At 68.8% G+C, this 15,455-nt stretch carries 15 protein-coding genes; 5 read left to right on the plus strand and 10 right to left on the minus strand.

Features of this window, described 5'->3' with window-relative positions:
* Nucleotides 1-55: 55 nt before the first annotated feature.
* Nucleotides 56-1,651, plus strand: coding sequence for a peptide-N4-asparagine amidase (locus ACIA58_RS16320; RefSeq protein WP_396404461.1), 1,596 nt, complete (start codon nt 56-58; stop codon nt 1,649-1,651).
* A 20-nt stretch (nt 1,652-1,671) separates the two neighbouring features.
* Here the strand turns inward: ACIA58_RS16320 and ACIA58_RS16325 are convergent, their stop codons facing one another.
* From ACIA58_RS16325 to ACIA58_RS16340, 4 genes are all read right to left on the minus strand, one after another.
* Entirely contained in the window at nt 1,672-2,256 is a 585-nt protein-coding gene (locus tag ACIA58_RS16325; protein ID WP_396404462.1) for a class I SAM-dependent methyltransferase, read from the minus strand.
* 32 nt (nt 2,257-2,288) lie between these two features.
* Nucleotides 2,289-3,338 (minus strand): aspartate-semialdehyde dehydrogenase, encoded by a 1,050-nt coding sequence (locus tag ACIA58_RS16330; protein WP_396404463.1) that lies wholly within the window; start codon nt 3,336-3,338, stop codon nt 2,289-2,291.
* A 156-nt stretch (nt 3,339-3,494) separates the two neighbouring features.
* On the minus strand, nt 3,495-3,680 hold the full coding sequence (locus tag ACIA58_RS16335) for a tautomerase family protein (RefSeq protein ID WP_396404464.1): 186 nt from the start codon (nt 3,678-3,680) through the stop codon (nt 3,495-3,497).
* A gap of 37 nt (nt 3,681-3,717) precedes the next feature.
* A complete protein-coding gene (locus tag ACIA58_RS16340) occupies nt 3,718-5,220 on the minus strand; it encodes a sodium:solute symporter family protein (RefSeq protein ID WP_396404465.1) in 1,503 nt (500 codons plus the stop codon).
* Between the two features lie 149 nt (nt 5,221-5,369).
* Between ACIA58_RS16340 and kduI the strand changes: the two genes are divergently transcribed.
* From kduI to ACIA58_RS16355, 3 genes are read left to right on the plus strand one after another with little or no spacing between them, the layout of a single operon-like run.
* A complete protein-coding gene (kduI, locus tag ACIA58_RS16345; RefSeq protein ID WP_396404466.1) occupies nt 5,370-6,194 on the plus strand; it encodes a 5-dehydro-4-deoxy-D-glucuronate isomerase in 825 nt (274 codons plus the stop codon).
* Nucleotides 6,191-6,943, plus strand: coding sequence for an SDR family oxidoreductase (locus ACIA58_RS16350; protein ID WP_396404467.1), 753 nt, complete (start codon nt 6,191-6,193; stop codon nt 6,941-6,943). Before kduI ends, ACIA58_RS16350 begins: the two co-directional genes overlap by 4 nt.
* Before the next feature lie 58 nt (nt 6,944-7,001).
* Complete coding sequence (locus ACIA58_RS16355) at nt 7,002-7,757, plus strand: IclR family transcriptional regulator (protein ID WP_396404468.1); 756 nt, start codon at nt 7,002-7,004, stop codon at nt 7,755-7,757.
* On the opposite strand, the gene ACIA58_RS16360 is transcribed toward ACIA58_RS16355, so the two are convergent.
* From ACIA58_RS16360 to lepA, 6 genes are read right to left on the minus strand one after another with little or no spacing between them, the layout of a single operon-like run.
* Entirely contained in the window at nt 7,754-8,965 is a 1,212-nt protein-coding gene (locus tag ACIA58_RS16360; protein WP_396404469.1) for an MFS transporter, read from the minus strand. The two genes, ACIA58_RS16355 and ACIA58_RS16360, sit on opposite strands and share 4 nt — an antisense overlap.
* Nucleotides 8,962-9,588 carry an MOSC domain-containing protein gene (locus ACIA58_RS16365; RefSeq protein ID WP_396404470.1) on the minus strand — a complete coding sequence of 209 codons (627 nt, stop codon included), beginning with the start codon at nt 9,586-9,588 and terminating at the stop codon, nt 8,962-8,964. The genes ACIA58_RS16360 and ACIA58_RS16365 overlap by 4 nt, the downstream gene beginning before the upstream one ends.
* 40 nt (nt 9,589-9,628) lie before the next feature.
* Nucleotides 9,629-11,011, minus strand: coding sequence for an MFS transporter (locus ACIA58_RS16370; RefSeq protein ID WP_396404471.1), 1,383 nt, complete (start codon nt 11,009-11,011; stop codon nt 9,629-9,631).
* Nucleotides 11,008-11,580: a TetR/AcrR family transcriptional regulator gene (locus ACIA58_RS16375; protein WP_396404472.1), complete on the minus strand. Its 573-nt coding sequence runs from the start codon at nt 11,578-11,580 to the stop codon at nt 11,008-11,010. The genes ACIA58_RS16370 and ACIA58_RS16375 overlap by 4 nt, the downstream gene beginning before the upstream one ends.
* Before the next feature lie 52 nt (nt 11,581-11,632).
* The gene (locus tag ACIA58_RS16380; RefSeq protein ID WP_396404473.1) at nt 11,633-12,532 is read right to left on the minus strand and encodes an aminoglycoside phosphotransferase family protein; all 900 of its coding nucleotides are present in this window, start codon (nt 12,530-12,532) and stop codon (nt 11,633-11,635) included.
* A 25-nt stretch (nt 12,533-12,557) separates the two neighbouring features.
* Nucleotides 12,558-14,447 (minus strand): translation elongation factor 4, encoded by a 1,890-nt coding sequence (lepA, locus tag ACIA58_RS16385; protein WP_396404474.1) that lies wholly within the window; start codon nt 14,445-14,447, stop codon nt 12,558-12,560.
* 104 nt (nt 14,448-14,551) lie between these two features.
* Here lepA and ACIA58_RS16390 point away from each other — a divergent pair, with 104 nt between their 5' ends.
* Nucleotides 14,552-15,448 carry a hypothetical protein gene (locus tag ACIA58_RS16390; protein ID WP_396404475.1) on the plus strand — a complete coding sequence of 299 codons (897 nt, stop codon included), beginning with the start codon at nt 14,552-14,554 and terminating at the stop codon, nt 15,446-15,448.
* Nucleotides 15,449-15,455 lie beyond the last annotated feature (7 nt).

Here is a 15,455-nt window from a genome sequence, read left to right on the forward strand (position 1 = left end):
GCTGGCCATGCCACTCGCTTGCCCGCGTACACCTTCTCCATTACGTTTCCGCAACATGCGCATACGGTCGGTGGCCTTCGTCTCACTATCCGTCCTGCTGGTCGCCCTCGGCGCTCCGGCCCGAGCCGCCGGCCCGCCCGCCGAGTTCGGCTCGGACTATGACGATCCTCGCACCCCGGCGCCGGCCGTCAGCGTGCCCCACACCAAGCACTGCGAAGTGCAGATCGTCCGCAACCAGTTCAAGAACTTCGATCCGTACCGGTCGACGTATACGCCGCCGGCCGCCTGCCAGGGCCCGTGGTCGAAGGTCGTGCTGCGGATGCACGGCGAGGTGAAGGGCGTCCAGTACGACCGCCTCGGCCACATCACCATCGGCGGCGTCGGCGTCTTCCGCACGTCCACCCCGGAGCCGAGCACGGACGGCATCGCCTGGAACGTCGAGAAGGACGTCACCTCCTACATCCCGTTGTTGCGTACGCCGCAACCGGTCGTGATGGAGCTCGGCAACGTCGTCGACGACACGTACACCGGCGTCCTGGACATCACCGTGACGCTCGACTTCTACACCACCGATCGCCACACCCCGGCCGCGCGCACGGCGAACGCCGTACTCGCGCTGCAGGATCAGACCCGGCTGGATTCCGACCTGATCGGCACGGCGACCCTGCCGCGCAACACCACCCGTCTGCTCGGGGAGATCTACGTCACTGGCTCAGGCGGCGGCTGTGAGGAGTTCTGGGACACGTCCGCGCCGGCCGGGACCGGCTACTCCTGCCCGGACGGATCGCCGTACCGCGAGGTCGATGTGTCGGTCGACGGCAAACTCGCGGGGATCGCGCTGCCGTACCCGTACATCTACACCGGCGGTTGGTCGAACCCGTACTCCTGGCGCCCGTCGCCGGCGCCGCGCGCGTTCGACATCAAGCCCTTGACCTACGACCTCACGCCGTTCGCCGGACTGCTGACCGACGGCAAGCCGCACGAGTTCCGCGTCCACGTCGACGGCGTACCGGCGGGTCAGTCCGGCTGGTTCACGGTCCCCAACCTGCACGTCTGGACCGACGCTCATCGCAGCCAGACCCGTGGCGCCGTCACCTCGTATGCCGTGAGCCCGCTCGCCAAGACCGGCGATGTGACCGGCGCGCCGAACGAAGCCGGCTCCGTCAACACCACGGCGTCGCGCAACCTCGCCATCAGCGGGTACGTCGACACGTCGGCCGGACGGATCCGTACGACGGTCCGCCGCACGCTGAGCAACGTCTCCAAGCACACGTGGGAAGCCGGCGAGTCCCGCGACAGCCTCGACGCGAACTGGCGCGACACGTCGACCAGCATCACCAACGGCCGCGCCGAACGGACCGAGCTCGACTACGGCAAGAACGGCGTCCTCACATTCTTGCCCAACGCAACGATCCCGGGCGGGTACGACGTGGTCACCGACCTGTCGATCCACGACACGATCCGCACCCCGGGACGGACGACCACCGAGACGTACGACGGCCGCGCGTCCTGGATCTACGGCGTACCGCGGGACCAGCGCCACGCGACCGGCACCCAGACCGTCCGTTTCCGGGCGCTCGGCCCCGGGTGCTTCGACCACACCCTGGCCGCCGTCAACGGCGTGTACACCAAGGACTTCTACCGCTGCTGAGCCCTGCGGGAGACCTCACCTCAGCGTTTGCGGGCGATCAGCCGGTGAATGGTTTTGCCGGAACTGACGCTGGTGATCTCCTCGTCGAGGAGGAGGTCACAGGCGCCGAGGGTGTCCTTGACCGTGGTGAGGTCGACTGCGGCGTACAGGCGGCCGGAGTCGTCGCGTTGGTCGGTCGACGAGACCCGCCACGTGAGGTAGAGGACGCCGCCCGGCTTGAGGATGTCGACGAGGCGTCGTACGGCGGGGCCGACCGCGTCCGGCGCGAGGTGCATGATCACGGTCTCGCACAGGACGTTGGTGAAGCTGTTCGGCGCGACGCCGTCGAGCTCGGGCAGGGCGGCGGCGTGGAACGGGACGTCCGGGTGGCGCCGCTCGGCCTCGGCGCGGAGGCCGTCGGACGGCTCGAGACCGACCGCCTGGAACCCGTTCGCGGTCAGCCAGGCGGTGTCGCGACCGCTCCCGCAGCCGACGTCCGCGGTCGGGCCGAGCGCGAAGTAGGTCCGGACGAGCTCCTGCAGGTCGGTGCCCGCGGGCTGCGTCTCCCAATCGTCCGCGTACGCACCGGCGCCGGTGTCGTAGGCATGCAGTGTCTGAGTGTCCACACGCCTATCGTGCGTCCCAACTTCTCTCGATGTCAATCTTCTTGACGTCGAGAGATTATCGCCGGGGCGAGGAGCTCCGCGATCTGGACCGCGTTCAGCGCGGCGCCCTTGCGGAGGTTGTCGTTGGAGACGAACAGCACGAGTCCGCGGTTGCCCGGCACGGACTGGTCCTGGCGGATGCGACCGACGTACGACGGGTCCTGGCCGGCCGCGAGCAGCGGGGTCGGGAGGTCCGTGACGGCCACACCTGGCGCGGCGCCGAGGATCTGGGTCGCCTGCTCCGGGGTGATCGGCTCGGCGAACTCGGCGTGGATGCTGAGCGAGTGGCCGGTGAAGACGGGCACCCGGACGCAGGTGCCGGCAACCGGGAGGTCCGGGATGTGCAGGATCTTGCGGCTCTCGTTGCGGAGCTTCTGCTCCTCATCGGTCTCACCGGTGCCATCGGCAACGATCGACCCGGCCAGCGGGAGCACGTTGAAGGCGATCGGCCCGGCGTACACCTTGGGCTCGGGGAGGGTGATGCCGTCGGTGCCGCGGGCAAGCTTGCCGCCCGGCTCGACAAGCGCGCGGGCCTGGTCCTCGAGCTCGCTCACGCCGACGCCACCCGAGCCGGACACGGCCTGGTACGTCGAGACCACCAGTCGCGTCAGGCCCGCCGAGCGGTGCAAAGGGGCGAGGACCGGCATCGCGGCCATCGTCGTGCAGTTCGGGTTGGCGACGATGCCCTTCGGGATCGTGTCGAGGTCCTCGGGGTTCACCTCGGAGACGACGAGCGGCACGTCGGGATCCATCCGCCAGCCGGACGAGTTGTCCACGACGACAGCACCGGCCGCGGCCACCTCGGGCGCGAGCTCCTTGGACGCGGTCTTCCCGTTGGAGAACAGCGCCAGCTCGAGCCCGGAGAAGTCCGCCGTGGCCGAGTCTTCGACGGTGATCTGCTTGTCACCGAACGGCAACGTCCTGCCCGCCGACCGCGCCGACGCGAAGAACCGCACCTCGTCCACCGGGAACTTCCGCTCGACGAGCAGCTCCCGCATGACGCTACCGACCTGGCCCGTGGCTCCGAAAACACCTACTCGCATGCCAAAACCCTAATCCCCGCGCCCGCCGCGCGCCCGCGCATTCCACGATCCGGAGACCTTGAGCACCCACCAACCATTCCGGGGGCGCGAAAGTGGTTGGTGGGTGCCCAAGGAGCCTTCGGGACGGGCGAGGGACGGGCGAGGGTCGGGCGAGGGTCAGGCGTCGGCGGCCAGGGTGCCGCCGTTGGCTACGTCGGTTTTCTCGATCTCGGTGAAGACGATCCGGACGGACTCGCGCTTGGCGCCGAGGATGGCGATGGCGGAGTCGGTGACGGCGGCGACGAACTCGCGGCGCTGGTCGAGGGTGCGACCGGAGAGGAGTTCGACGGTGATGTTCGGCATGGGGTTGTTCTCCTGAGGGTTGGGTTCGGTCAGTGTTTCAGGACAGGACCGCGGCAGGGCGGGCGGCGGTCTCGTCCGGGTCGGTGTTCAGCGAATCGACGAGCTCGTCGACCTCCGGGCGGTTCTCCGGCAGCAGCAGGCCGAGGCCGACGTACACCACCAGGGAAGTTGCCAGCGGCAACGCGACGACCAGCGTCTGGTCGGTGGACCCGATGCCGTACTTCACGATCGCCCACGCGATCAGGCCGATCGCCCACGACGCCAGCGCGGCGCGCGGTCCGCTCCGCCGGAACCACGGCAGCAGGCCGAGCATCAGCGGGATCGCGATCGGTCCCATCGTCGCGGCCACCAGGTCGACGACGATCTTCAGTACGACGCCTTCGCCGTTCGTGGCGATCGCGATCAGCATGCTCACCGTGACGAAGGTGAACGTCACGATCCGCGCCATCTTCAACGTCGCCGCATCGGTCAGCCGGCGGACCTTCGGCACCAGGACCGGCGCGAGGTCCCGCGTGATCACCGACGAGATCGCGTTGGCGTCGGACGCCACCATCGCCATCGTGTGCGAGAAGAACCCGGCCAGCACCAGCCCGATCAGCCCGCTCGGCAGGAGCAGTTGGGAGAGTTCGACGTACGACTGCTCGGGCTTGCCGGGGTGGACGAGGAGCGGCGCCGCACACATCGGGACGAACAGGATCAGCGGCCAGACCAGCCACAACGCCGACGACAGCAACGCGGACTTCTTCGCGGCGGATCCGGACGGCGCGGCCATGTAGCGCTGCGCCAGGTTCCACATCCCGCCGTTGTACTCGAACGTCTTGATGAACAGGAACGCGATCAGGAAGACCGGGGTGTACGGACCGTTCAGCGCGTGACCGTGGCCGGCCGGCAGTTGATCCCACATCTTCCACAACGTCGGTACGCCGTCCAGATGGGCGAGCACGCCGATGAACATCGCGACGCCGGCCCCGAACTGGATCACGAACTGCCCGAAGTCGGTGAGCACATCGGCCCACAGCCCGCCGAGCGTCGCGTACAGCATCGTCACCACGCCGGTGAGCAGGATCCCCCACCGCATCGGTACTCCGGTGAAGCCGTTCAGCAGTACGGCGATGGCGACCCACTTCGAGGCGATGTCCACGACCTTCAGCGCGGCCCCGGAGTACGCGAGCGCCTGCTGCGTCGGCAGGTTGTACCGGCGGGCGAGGTACTCCAGTGGTGACACGACCCCGTGTTTGGCGCGGAGCCGGTTCCAGCGGGCGGCGAACAGGAACGCGCCGATGCCCACACCGATGCCGATCGTCATCGCCCACCACACGTAGACCGTGATGCCGTAGCTGTAGGCAACCGCCGCGAAAGCGACGAACATCACCGCGCTGTAGCCGGACATATGGTGCGAGATGCCGGACAACCACCAGGGAATCCGGCCACCGGTCGTGAAGTAGTCCACGACGGTCTTGATCTTGGTGCGCGACCAGACGCCGATCAGCACCATCAACACGAAGTACGCGACCAGGACTGTCCAGTCCAGAGTGGTCATCAGGATCCTCCCAGGGGCGATGGGCGATTGACTGGAAGGTTCCATTGACCAGAACTAAGTGTCAAGTCACGGAACCTGGAACATTTCACAGGCCTGTTCCAATGGCTCAGAAGATTGACAGCCGGTTCCGTCATGTAGAACCTAGTTCTGTGACTCTGCAGATCAGGCACGCAACCCATCCCGAGCAGCTGCCCGGCCTCGACACCGCCGCGCTGCGCCGCCACTACCTGGTGGACGACCTCTTCGTCCCGGACACGATCACGGCGGTGCTCACCCACCACGACCGGATCGTGCTCGCCGGCGCCCGCCCCGCGAACGGGCCGCTGACGCTGGACACCTACCCCGAGCTGCGCAGCGAGTACTTCCTCGAACGCCGCGAGGCCGGCATCGTCAACGTCGGCGGACCCGGCACGGTCACCGCGGACGGCACCAAGTACGAGCTGACCACCGGCGCCTGCCTGTACGTCGGACGCGGCGTCCGCGAGGTCGTCTTCGAGGGATCCGACGCGGCGTTCTACATCTTCTCCGCGCCGGCGCACACCGGCTTCCCGACCCTGCAGGTCAATCCCGGTGAGGGCAACCGGCTCGAGCTCGGCGACCAGCAGACCGCGAACCGCCGCACGATCGACCAGTACATCCACGCGGACGGCGTGCAGAGCTGCCAGGTCGTGCTCGGTGTGACCACGCTGCACGCCGGCAGCACCTGGAACACCATGCCGGCCCACACCCACGACCGCCGCACCGAGTGTTACCTGTACTTCGGCCTCCCGGAGACCGAGCGGATCGTCCACCTTCTCGGCGAGCCCGACGAGACGCGGCACCTGCTCGTCGCGGATCGGCAGGCGATCATCTCCCCGAGCTGGTCGATCCACTCCGGCTGCGGCACGTCGTCGTACAGCTTCGTCTGGGCGATGGCCGGCGAGAACCAGGCATTCGGCGACATGGACGGTGTCGACGTACAGGACCTGCGGTGACGTTCAGCCTCGAAGGGCGTACTGCGCTCGTCACCGGCGCCCGGCGTGGCATCGGCGCGGCCATCGCAGCGGGGTACGCCGCGGCCGGCGCCGAGCTGATCCTGATGGCCCGGGACGCCGCGCTGGAGGACACCCTCGAGGCGATCAAGCAGAACGGCGGCGGCCAGGCGACCGTGGTGATCGCGGACTTCGCGGATCCGGCCGCCGTCGAGGCGACCGCCGTCGAGCTGGCCCGGGAACGGCAGATCGACATCCTCGTCAACAACGCCGGCACGATCCGGCGGGCACCGGCGGCCGAGACCACGACCGCGGACTGGCAGCACGTGATCGACGTGAACCTCAACTCCACCTGGGCCGTCACCCGGCCGGTCGGCGCCGCGATGGCGGAACGCCGTACCGGGAAGATCATCACCATCGCCTCGCTGCTCAGCTTCCAGGGCGGGATCACCGTTCCGGCCTACACTGCCAGCAAGCATGCGGTCGCGGGACTGACCCGGGCGCTGGCCAACGAGTGGGGACCGGCCGGCGTGCAGGTCAACGCGATCGCGCCCGGGTACATCAGTACCGACAACACCACCGAGCTGCGCGCGGACCCGGCCCGTGAGGCCGCGATCCGGCAGCGCATCCCGGCCGGCCGCTGGGGGCGGCCGGAGGACGTCGTCGGTGCTGCGGTCTTCCTGGCCTCGGCGGCCGCCGACTACGTCAACGGGCACGTGCTCGCGGTCGACGGCGGCTGGCTGTCCAGATGACTCGGCCGGATCATGCGGCCGGACGATGCGGCCGGATAGGAGTGGCAGGATGAGCGACATGAGTTCGCCCTCGGCCATCGACAAGACGTTGATGGTGCTCGACGCCGTGCTGGAGCACTCGCGGTTCACCGACGTGGTGAACGCGACCGGTCTGGCCAAGTCGACAGTGCACCGGATCATGGCGTCGCTGGTCGAGCACGAGTTCGTCACCCAGGCCGACGACGGGTCGTACCACCCGGGTCCGAAGGCGCTGCGGCTGGCCGGCCATGCGCTGACCAATGTCGATCTGGCCACGGTCGCTCGCCCCGTACTCGCGGACCTCGTCGCACAGACGCGCTGCACCGTGCACGTCGGGCTGCTGAACGGCGACGAAGCGATCTACGTCGCCCGCCTCGACGGCCCGAAGCCGTACCGGATGCCGTCGCGCGTCGGCAAGGCGATCTGGCTGCACTGCACCGGGATCGGCAAGGCCCTGCTCGCCGAGAAGGACGAAGAGTCCCTCGACGTCCACATCACGCGAACCGGTCTGCCCGCCCGTACGCCGCTCACGCACACCACCGCGACCGCGCTCAAGACCGATCTCGCGCAGGTCCGGTCCCGCGGCTATGCGCTCGACGACGAGGAGAACGAGCCCGGCATCCGCTGCGTGGCCGCCGTCATCCACGACCACACCGGCGCCGCCGTAGCCGCCGTCAGCATCTCCACCTTGTCGCTGGAGCAGTCGATCGCCCAGGTCGCGTTGATGGCGCCGGCCGCGATCGAGGCCGCCCGCAAGATCTCCGCCGCCCTCGGCTACCGCGAACCGACGAACTAGGCCGCAACTGGTGCGGGACGGCGGCTCTCCGCCCACCGCACAACCGGGACGAACAGCGCGCCGGTCAGCGCGAACCACGCGCCGAGGATGATCCAGCCGGGAACGCCGAGCCCGAGCGGCAGCAGGGCCAGGACCGTCGGCGCGAGCATGGTGCTGATCGACATGCTCGTGTTCCACACGCCTTGGTACTGTCCCTGCGCGTGGTTTGGTGCCATGTCGAAGCTGAGCAGGAACGAGCCCGAGGACTGCATCAACTCCGCGATCACCTGGACCAGCGCGCCCGCGGCAAGGAGCGCGACCGCGATCAGCGCGTTGCCCCAGTTGGCGCCGGCCAGCAGCACCATCGATGCCAGCAGCAACAACCCGGCGGTGCGGGTGGCGCGAGCGGCCGTAGTGGGATCCGCGATGCCACGCGACGACCGCACCTGGAACAGCGAGACCACGACGGTGTTGATGATCAGCAGCAACGCGACCGTCCAGCGCGGCGCGTTGGTGTGGTCGACCACCCAGAGCGGGATCGCGACGTCGAGGACGGCGAAGTGGATGCTCATGCCCGCGTTCAGCGCCGCGACCGCGAGGTAGCCACGGTCGCGCAGCGCGATCCACACCGGGCCGTCGTCGTCGCGAGATTGCGGCGCCACTCGCGGAATCGCCAGTACGACGAAGGCCGCGATGCTGCTCAGCACCGCATCGAGGACGAACATCACGCGGTACGCCGTGGCGGTGTCGAAATGCAGCGCGAAGGCGCCGACCGCGGCGCCGGCCATGATGCCGATGTTCGTGATGGCCCGCAGGTACGCACGGGCGGCGACCCGGCCCGCGCCGACGGTCACCGCGGCGATCAGCGCGGCCCGGACGGCACCCGCGCCGCGGTCGATCATCGTCAACACGATGCTCACGACAAGGAACTGCCAGAAGTTCTGCACCAGCAGGTAGAGCAGCGACATGCCGCACACCATCAGGCTCAGGACGACGAACAGACCGCGCGGTCCCCGCCGATCCGCCAGATGCCCGAGCGGTACGGCGGACAGCAGGCCGAACAGCCCCGCGATGGTCAGACCGAGGCCGACCTGCGCGATCGACAGGCCGACGATCCGGTTGAAGTACAGGACGCTGACCGTCATCAGCAACCCGTTGCCGACGCGGCTGAGCAGCGTGGCGAGAGCTAGCGGGCGCAGCGGTCCGGGCTCCGGCAGCAGGCCCTTCACGACCGCGCCAGCACGCGGTGCGCGACCTCGCGAAGTTCGTCCATCAGGTCGACACCGGAGTCGAGCATCCGCTGCATCTTGGCGGGCTCCTGCTCGGTGAACATCAGCGCGACGGTCACCTCGTGGTCCGGCCGGCTGACGATCTCGATCGGGTCACCGGCACCGATCGTGCCGGTTTTGAGGACCTTCAGGTACGCGCCGGGCCGGCCTGCCTGGTGGAAGCGCTTGACCCAGTGCGGCTCCTGCATGCGGTGCTGGAAGGTGATGCACGGGATGCGGGGTGCGCGGACCATCACCTCGACCTCGTCGCCGATCCGCCAGACCTCGCCGAGCAGCGCGCCGTTGACGTCGAGCCCTTTGGTACGGAGGTTCTCACCGAACAAGCCGGTCGGGATGTCGCGATCCAGTTGGGCGGCCCACCAGTTCGCGTCTTCCTCGGCGTACGCGTACAGCGCGAGGTCCGGGCCGCCGTGGTTCTCGGTGTCGCAGACGCGGTCGCCGGCCAGGCCGAGCTCACCGACCCGGATCCGGCCGGGCTGCGGTCGCTTGTCAATGGCGGTCAGTCCCGTCTCCTTAGGACCCGGAATCAGCTTCTCCACCACGTTGACCGTCAGCAACCGCATACCGGCATCCTCCCCCGCGCACCGTGCCGGATCCACTGGATTATCCGCGCTTGAGCGGGAGTATGGCGATGATCACCACCGTCGCGGCCGTCGCGGCGACCCCGATCCACGCGGCCGCGCCGTACCCGGACTCGCGCGGGAAGACGCCGGTGGTGTGCGCGGCGAGGATGAGTCCGCCGAGGGCGCTGCCGGTGGAGAAGCCGACGCTGCGTACGACGGCGTTCACACTCATCGCGCTGGCGGTCTCCGCGGCCGGGGTGACGGCGAGGATGACGGCGGGCATGGCAGCGGAGAACGCGCCGACGCCGAACCCGAGGATGCCGATCGCGAGGATCGGTTCGACCAGGTGTGAGCGGGCGACCGCGAAGAGTAGGAACGCGGCGAGGACGACCGCAGTACTTGCTGCCAGCAACCATCGGGCGCCGAGCCGGTCCCGCCAGCCGGGGACGAGACGGCCGGCGGCGAAGCCGAGGATCGAGAACGGGACGAGGACCAGACCGGCCTCGAAGGTGTTCAGGCCGAACCCGTAGCCGGCCTCCGCAGGGGTTTGCACGTAGCGGGTGATCAGGCTGAAGAGCAGGTACATCCCGACGCCGCCGGTCAGCATCACCAGGTTGGCGGCGGCGACCGCGGGGTGACGGAGGAGGCGTACGTCGACCAACGGCTTCTCGGTCCTGGTCTCGAGCACTGTCCACCCGATCAGCAGCAGGATCGCCGCCGCGAGGATGCCGATCGCGAATCCGGCGTGCTGCCGCCAGAGGCTGGTCTCGCCGATGACGAGGAGCAGCGCGGGCAAGGCGATCGCCAGCAGGATCGCGCCGCGGACATCGAGCCGGGACGCCGGGCGGTCCGGGGCCTGCGGGAGCGCGAACACCGCGGCGATGAAGGCAGCTGCGGTGATCACGAGGCCGAGCCCGTACGCCGTACGCACGCCGGCGAGGTCGGTGAGCAGACCGGACAACGGGTAGCCGATCCCGATACCCGCCGTCGAGGCGACCGACAGCAATGCGATCGTCCGCGCGGCCCGCTGCTCGTCGAGATGATCCCGCGCGACGGCCATCATCAAGACCACCAGCCCGAGTCCGGATCCCTGCAACGCGCGGCCGATCAGCAGGAACGCGAACGGCAGCGGGAGGACTGTCAGCAGACTGCCGACGACCTCGGCCCCGAGCATCCCGAGGATGACAGTACGCCGCCGGGGCCCCGCCCCGAGCCGTCCGAACACCGGCGTCGCGACGGCCCCCGCGAGCAACGCGATCGTCAACGTCCACTGCGAGGCCGCGAGCGAGACGTCGTACTCCTCGGCGACCGCCGTGATCAGGGGTGCGCCGAGGCTGCCGATCACAGCGCCGGCCAGGCCGACGGACACCAGGAACCCCGCCAGCAGCCCCGGCGAAGGGGCATGCCTGGTCGCGGTGGTCATTGGTTCGTCTCCGTGGTGATGTGCAGGAAAAGGCCCGGTTTGATCCGGGTCCTGGCCTGGTGGGACCACGGCTCGTCGACCTGCGGCAGGTCGAGCGCGGCGTTGGTGTTGAGAAGCATGCCGAAGGCAAGGAACGACTTGATCGTGACCGGATCCAGTTGAGCCGTGTCGGCAACGGCCTGCCACAACCGCGCGAAACTGGCGCGGACGGCATCGCGCACCTCGCCGTCGCCGGCCGCTGCCGCCGCGGTGCCCTGGAGCTGCAGCAGCAGCGTCGTGCGATCGGCGAGCATCTCGTTGTACTCCTGCCCCATCGCCGTCAGCGCCTCGATCCCGGTCGACCCGCCCGCGGCGGCCAGCATCGCCAGCGCCATCCGCCCGAACGCGGCATCCACGCAGGCCAGGAACAGCTGCTTCTTGGTCCCGAACAGGCGGAACACGTACGCCTGCGTGATCCCCGCCCGCCGGGCGATCGTCTCGGTCGACGCGCCGTACAACCCGGCGGTCGCGAACTCCTCCTCGGCGATCCCGAGGATCTGCCCGCGCCGCTCCTTCCCAGTCATCCGCATACCGCGAAGTTAGTAGGTAGTAACTACTAACTACAACCTAGTGTCTGCTAGATCACTGGATCGCCTTGACGATCGCGATGTTGCGGGTGAGCCAGTCCTGCGGCAGCGTGCCGTCGGTGTTCTCCAGGGTGCCCAGGACGTTGAGCATCTGCCGGACGACGACCCAGTCGCGGGCCCGGTCCTCGTCCAGGCCGGCGGCGTCGACCGCGGTGTAGAACCGTTGCCGGACCGCGAATCGCAGGTCACGAGCGGCCGCCACCTCGTCCCACCGGTTCCAGATCAGGGGCGCGACGTCGAAGTGCGGGTCACCGGACAGCGGCTTCGGGTCGATCACCAGCCACGGCTCGCGCTCCCCGGCCAGCATGTTCTCGTAGTGCAGGTCGGTGTGGATCAGCCGGCCGTCGGTGGCCGGGTCGGCGATGAAGTCCTCCGAGAGCGAGATCGCCTGCTCGACGTACCGGTGCGGGACCGGCGCCGAGGGCGGCAACCTCCGGAAGCCCTCGACCCAGCGTTTCAGCTCCGCCGACAGCATCCGGTACTGCGGACCCGCGGCGACATGCAGCCGCTTGTAGGTGTTGCCAACGATCTCGCACGCGTCGAGTGCATCGATCGTGGTCAGGTCCCGCGACTCCAACCGCTCGAGCAGCAAGGCGAACCGGCGCGGATCCGCCCGCAGCAGCTGGACGGCGCCGTTGCCGGCCCAGGTACGCAGGGCCAGGTGCTCGGTCTCGGCCTCCCAGTGCGGGAACTGCACCTTCAGCACGGCACGCTTGCCCTCGGCAAGCACCGGCACGACGATCGCGCAGTTCCCGTACGCCGCCGCACCGTCGACGCGCAGGTCCCAGTCGTCGAGGAGATCGCGCATCAGCCGCGGCAGCCGATCGAGCCAGTCCGCCCAGTCCTGCCCGCGGGTGGCGACGGCGAGCAGGCCGGGCGGGATCTCGACCGGCACTAGCGGACGGGCTTCCGGCGGAGCACTACTTCTTGCCTGCCTTCTCGGCGGGCTCGGAGGTGCGGAGGGCGGCGATGAAGGCCTCTTGCGGGACCTCGACCCGGCCGACCATCTTCATCCGCTTCTTGCCTTCCTTCTGCTTCTCGAGCAGCTTGCGCTTACGGGTGATGTCACCGCCGTAGCACTTGGCCAGCACGTCCTTGCGCATCGCGCGGATCGACTCGCGGGCGATGATCCGGGACCCGATCGCGGCCTGGATCGGCACCTCGAACTGCTGGCGCGGGATCAGCTCCTTCAGCTTGCCTGCCAGCGCGACGCCGTACCCGTAGGCGTTGTCGCGGTGCACGATCGCGGAGAACGCGTCCACCGTCTCGCCCTGCAGCAGGATGTCGACCTTGACCAGCTCCGCCGCCTGCTCACCGGTCGGCTCGTAGTCCAGCGATGCGTAGCCCTTGGTCTTGGACTTCAGCTGGTCGAAGAAGTCGAACACGATCTCGGCCAGCGGCAGCGTGTAGCGCAGCTCGACCCGGTCCTCGGACAGGTACTCCATCCCGAGCAGGTTGCCCCGCTTGGACTGGCAGAGCTCCATGATGACGCCGATGAAGTCCTTCGGGCTCAGGATCGTCGCGCGGACGACCGGCTCGTAGATGTCGGCGATCTTGCCTTCGGGGAACTCGCTCGGGTTGGTGACGACATACTCCTTGCCGTCCTCCATCTCGACCCGGTAGACCACGTTCGGCGCGGTCGAGATCAGGTCCAGGTCGAACTCGCGCTCGAGCCGCTCCCGGACGATCTCCATGTGCAGCAGCCCGAGGAACCCGCAGCGGAAGCCGAACCCGAGCGCGCCCGAGGTCTCCGGCTCGTACTGCAGGGCGGCGTCGTTCAGCTGCAGGCGCTCCAGGGCGTCCCGCAGCGTCGGGTAGTCGTCGCCGTCGATCGGGAACAGCCCGGAGTACACCATCGGCTGGGGGTGCTTGTAGCCGCCGAGGGCCTCGGTCGCGCCGTGCACCGACGACGTGACGGTGTCACCGACGCGGGACTGGCGGACGTCCTTCACACCGGTGATCAGGTAACCGACCTCACCCACACCGATACTCTGCGTCTTCATCGGCTCGGGCGAGATCACGCCGACCTCGAGCATCTCGTGCACCGCGCCGGTCGACATCATCTTGATCCGGTCGCGGTGGACCAGCTCGCCGTCGACCACCCGGACGTAGGTGACCACGCCGCGGTACGTGTCGTAGACCGAGTCGAAGATCAGTGCCCGCGGCGGCGCGTCCTTGACACCCTTCGGCGGCTCGACCTGCGCGACGATCTCGCTCAGCAGCTCCTCGACGCCCTCACCGGTCTTGGCCGACACCCGGAGCACGTCGGACGGGTCGCAGCCGATGATGTGGGCCAGCTCCGCGGCGTACTTCTCCGGCTGGGCGCTGGGCAGGTCGATCTTGTTCAGCACCGGGATGATGTGCAGGTCCGCGCCCAGTGCGAGGTAGAGGTTCGCCAGGGTCTGCGCCTCGATCCCCTGCGCCGCGTCGACCAGCAGGACCGCACCCTCACACGCCTCGAGCGAGCGGGACACCTCGTAGGTGAAGTCCACGTGCCCCGGCGTGTCGATCATGTTCAGGATGTACGTCGTACCGTCCGGGGCGAGCAAGCCGCCCGGGGAGTCCGGCCCGGGTGCGAACGGGAGCCGGACCGCCTGGGACTTGATCGTGATGCCGCGCTCGCGCTCGATGTCCATCCGGTCGAGGTACTGCGCCCGCATCGAGCGGTCGTCGACCACTCCGGTGATCTGCAGCATCCGATCGGCCAGCGTCGACTTGCCGTGGTCGATGTGGGCGATGATGCAGAAGTTCCGGATCAGCGTCGGGTCGGTACGACCCGGCTGCGGCACATTCGTGGGGCCAACGGGCACGGAGGGGATCCAGTTCTGGTCTTGGGTGATATCCGGTCAATCATCCCATGCGGGTCCAGCAGATTCGAAAAATCGCTGGCGTGACCCCGATAGCGTTGTGACGCATGGCGCACGCTGCTGGGGTCAGGTTGCCCTACGAGAAGATGCCCTCGCCGGTCCGGGCCTGGGTCGAGCGCACGCTCGGCTCGGCTGTGATGTCGGCTGCCACGCAGCAGGGCGGCTTCTCCCCCGGCGTCGCCGCCCGCCTGGTGACCGCCTCGGGCAGCCGCGCCTTCGTCAAGGCCGTCGGTCCGTCGCTGAACCCCAAGACGCCGGAGCTGTTCCGCATGGAGATCACCGCCATGCAGGCCATCGGCCCGCTCCCGATGGCGCCGCAGCTGTACGACGTGTACGACGACGGGGACTGGGTCGGCATGCTGTTCGAGGACATCTCCGGGCGACTGCCTGATCATCCGTGGGAGCAGGCCGACGCGGACCGGGTCCTGGACGCTGTTGCCGAGCTCACCGATGCGCTGGACCCGTCACCGTGGCCGGATGCACCTGTGGTCGCCGTCCGGAGCCACGACTTCCTGAGCCGCTGGAACAACGTGCTGGAGGACGGTCTCGCCGTACCGTCCTGGATGGAGGGCCGGGTCGAGGAGTTCGCCGAGCTGGCGCAGAAGGGGCTCCGCGCGCTGGCCGAGGGCAAGGCGCTGGCGCATTACGACCTGCGGGCGGACAACATCATCCTGACCGACGACCGAGTGGTGTTCATCGACTGGGCGCATCCGGGGCTGGCACCCCGCTGGACCGACACAGTCATCCTGCAGGCGGACATGCGCGGATCGGTCGTGCTGCCTGACCTGCCCGCCGACGAGGCGATCACCGGGTTCATCGCGGCCGTCGGGGGCGGGCTGTGGTGGGGTTCGGCGCAGCCGGCGCCCCCTGGGATCCCCACTATGAGGTCATGGCAGCGGGAGAGCGCCCTCGTCCACCTCAACTGGGTCCGCCAGCGGCTCTGATGCAGCG

It is taken from the genome of Kribbella sp. NPDC051586 (genome assembly GCF_044453965.1).
GTDB lineage: Bacteria > Actinomycetota > Actinomycetes > Propionibacteriales > Kribbellaceae > Kribbella.

Coding starts and splice junctions, on each gene's coding strand:
- ACIA58_RS16355 (WP_396404468.1), top strand. CDS start 7,002: ATGAGTTCGCCCTCGGCCATCGACAAGACGTTGATGGTGCTCGACGCC.
- ACIA58_RS16390 (WP_396404475.1), top strand. CDS start 14,552: ATGGCGCACGCTGCTGGGGTCAGGTTGCCCTACGAGAAGATGCCCTCG.
- ACIA58_RS16340 (WP_396404465.1), bottom strand. CDS start 5,220: ATGACCACTCTGGACTGGACAGTCCTGGTCGCGTACTTCGTGTTGATG.
- ACIA58_RS16365 (WP_396404470.1), bottom strand. CDS start 9,588: ATGCGGTTGCTGACGGTCAACGTGGTGGAGAAGCTGATTCCGGGTCCT.
- ACIA58_RS16330 (WP_396404463.1), bottom strand. CDS start 3,338: ATGCGAGTAGGTGTTTTCGGAGCCACGGGCCAGGTCGGTAGCGTCATG.
- ACIA58_RS16370 (WP_396404471.1), bottom strand. CDS start 11,011: ATGACCACCGCGACCAGGCATGCCCCTTCGCCGGGGCTGCTGGCGGGG.
- ACIA58_RS16375 (WP_396404472.1), bottom strand. CDS start 11,580: ATGCGGATGACTGGGAAGGAGCGGCGCGGGCAGATCCTCGGGATCGCC.
- ACIA58_RS16320 (WP_396404461.1), top strand. CDS start 56: ATGCGCATACGGTCGGTGGCCTTCGTCTCACTATCCGTCCTGCTGGTC.
- ACIA58_RS16335 (WP_396404464.1), bottom strand. CDS start 3,680: ATGCCGAACATCACCGTCGAACTCCTCTCCGGTCGCACCCTCGACCAG.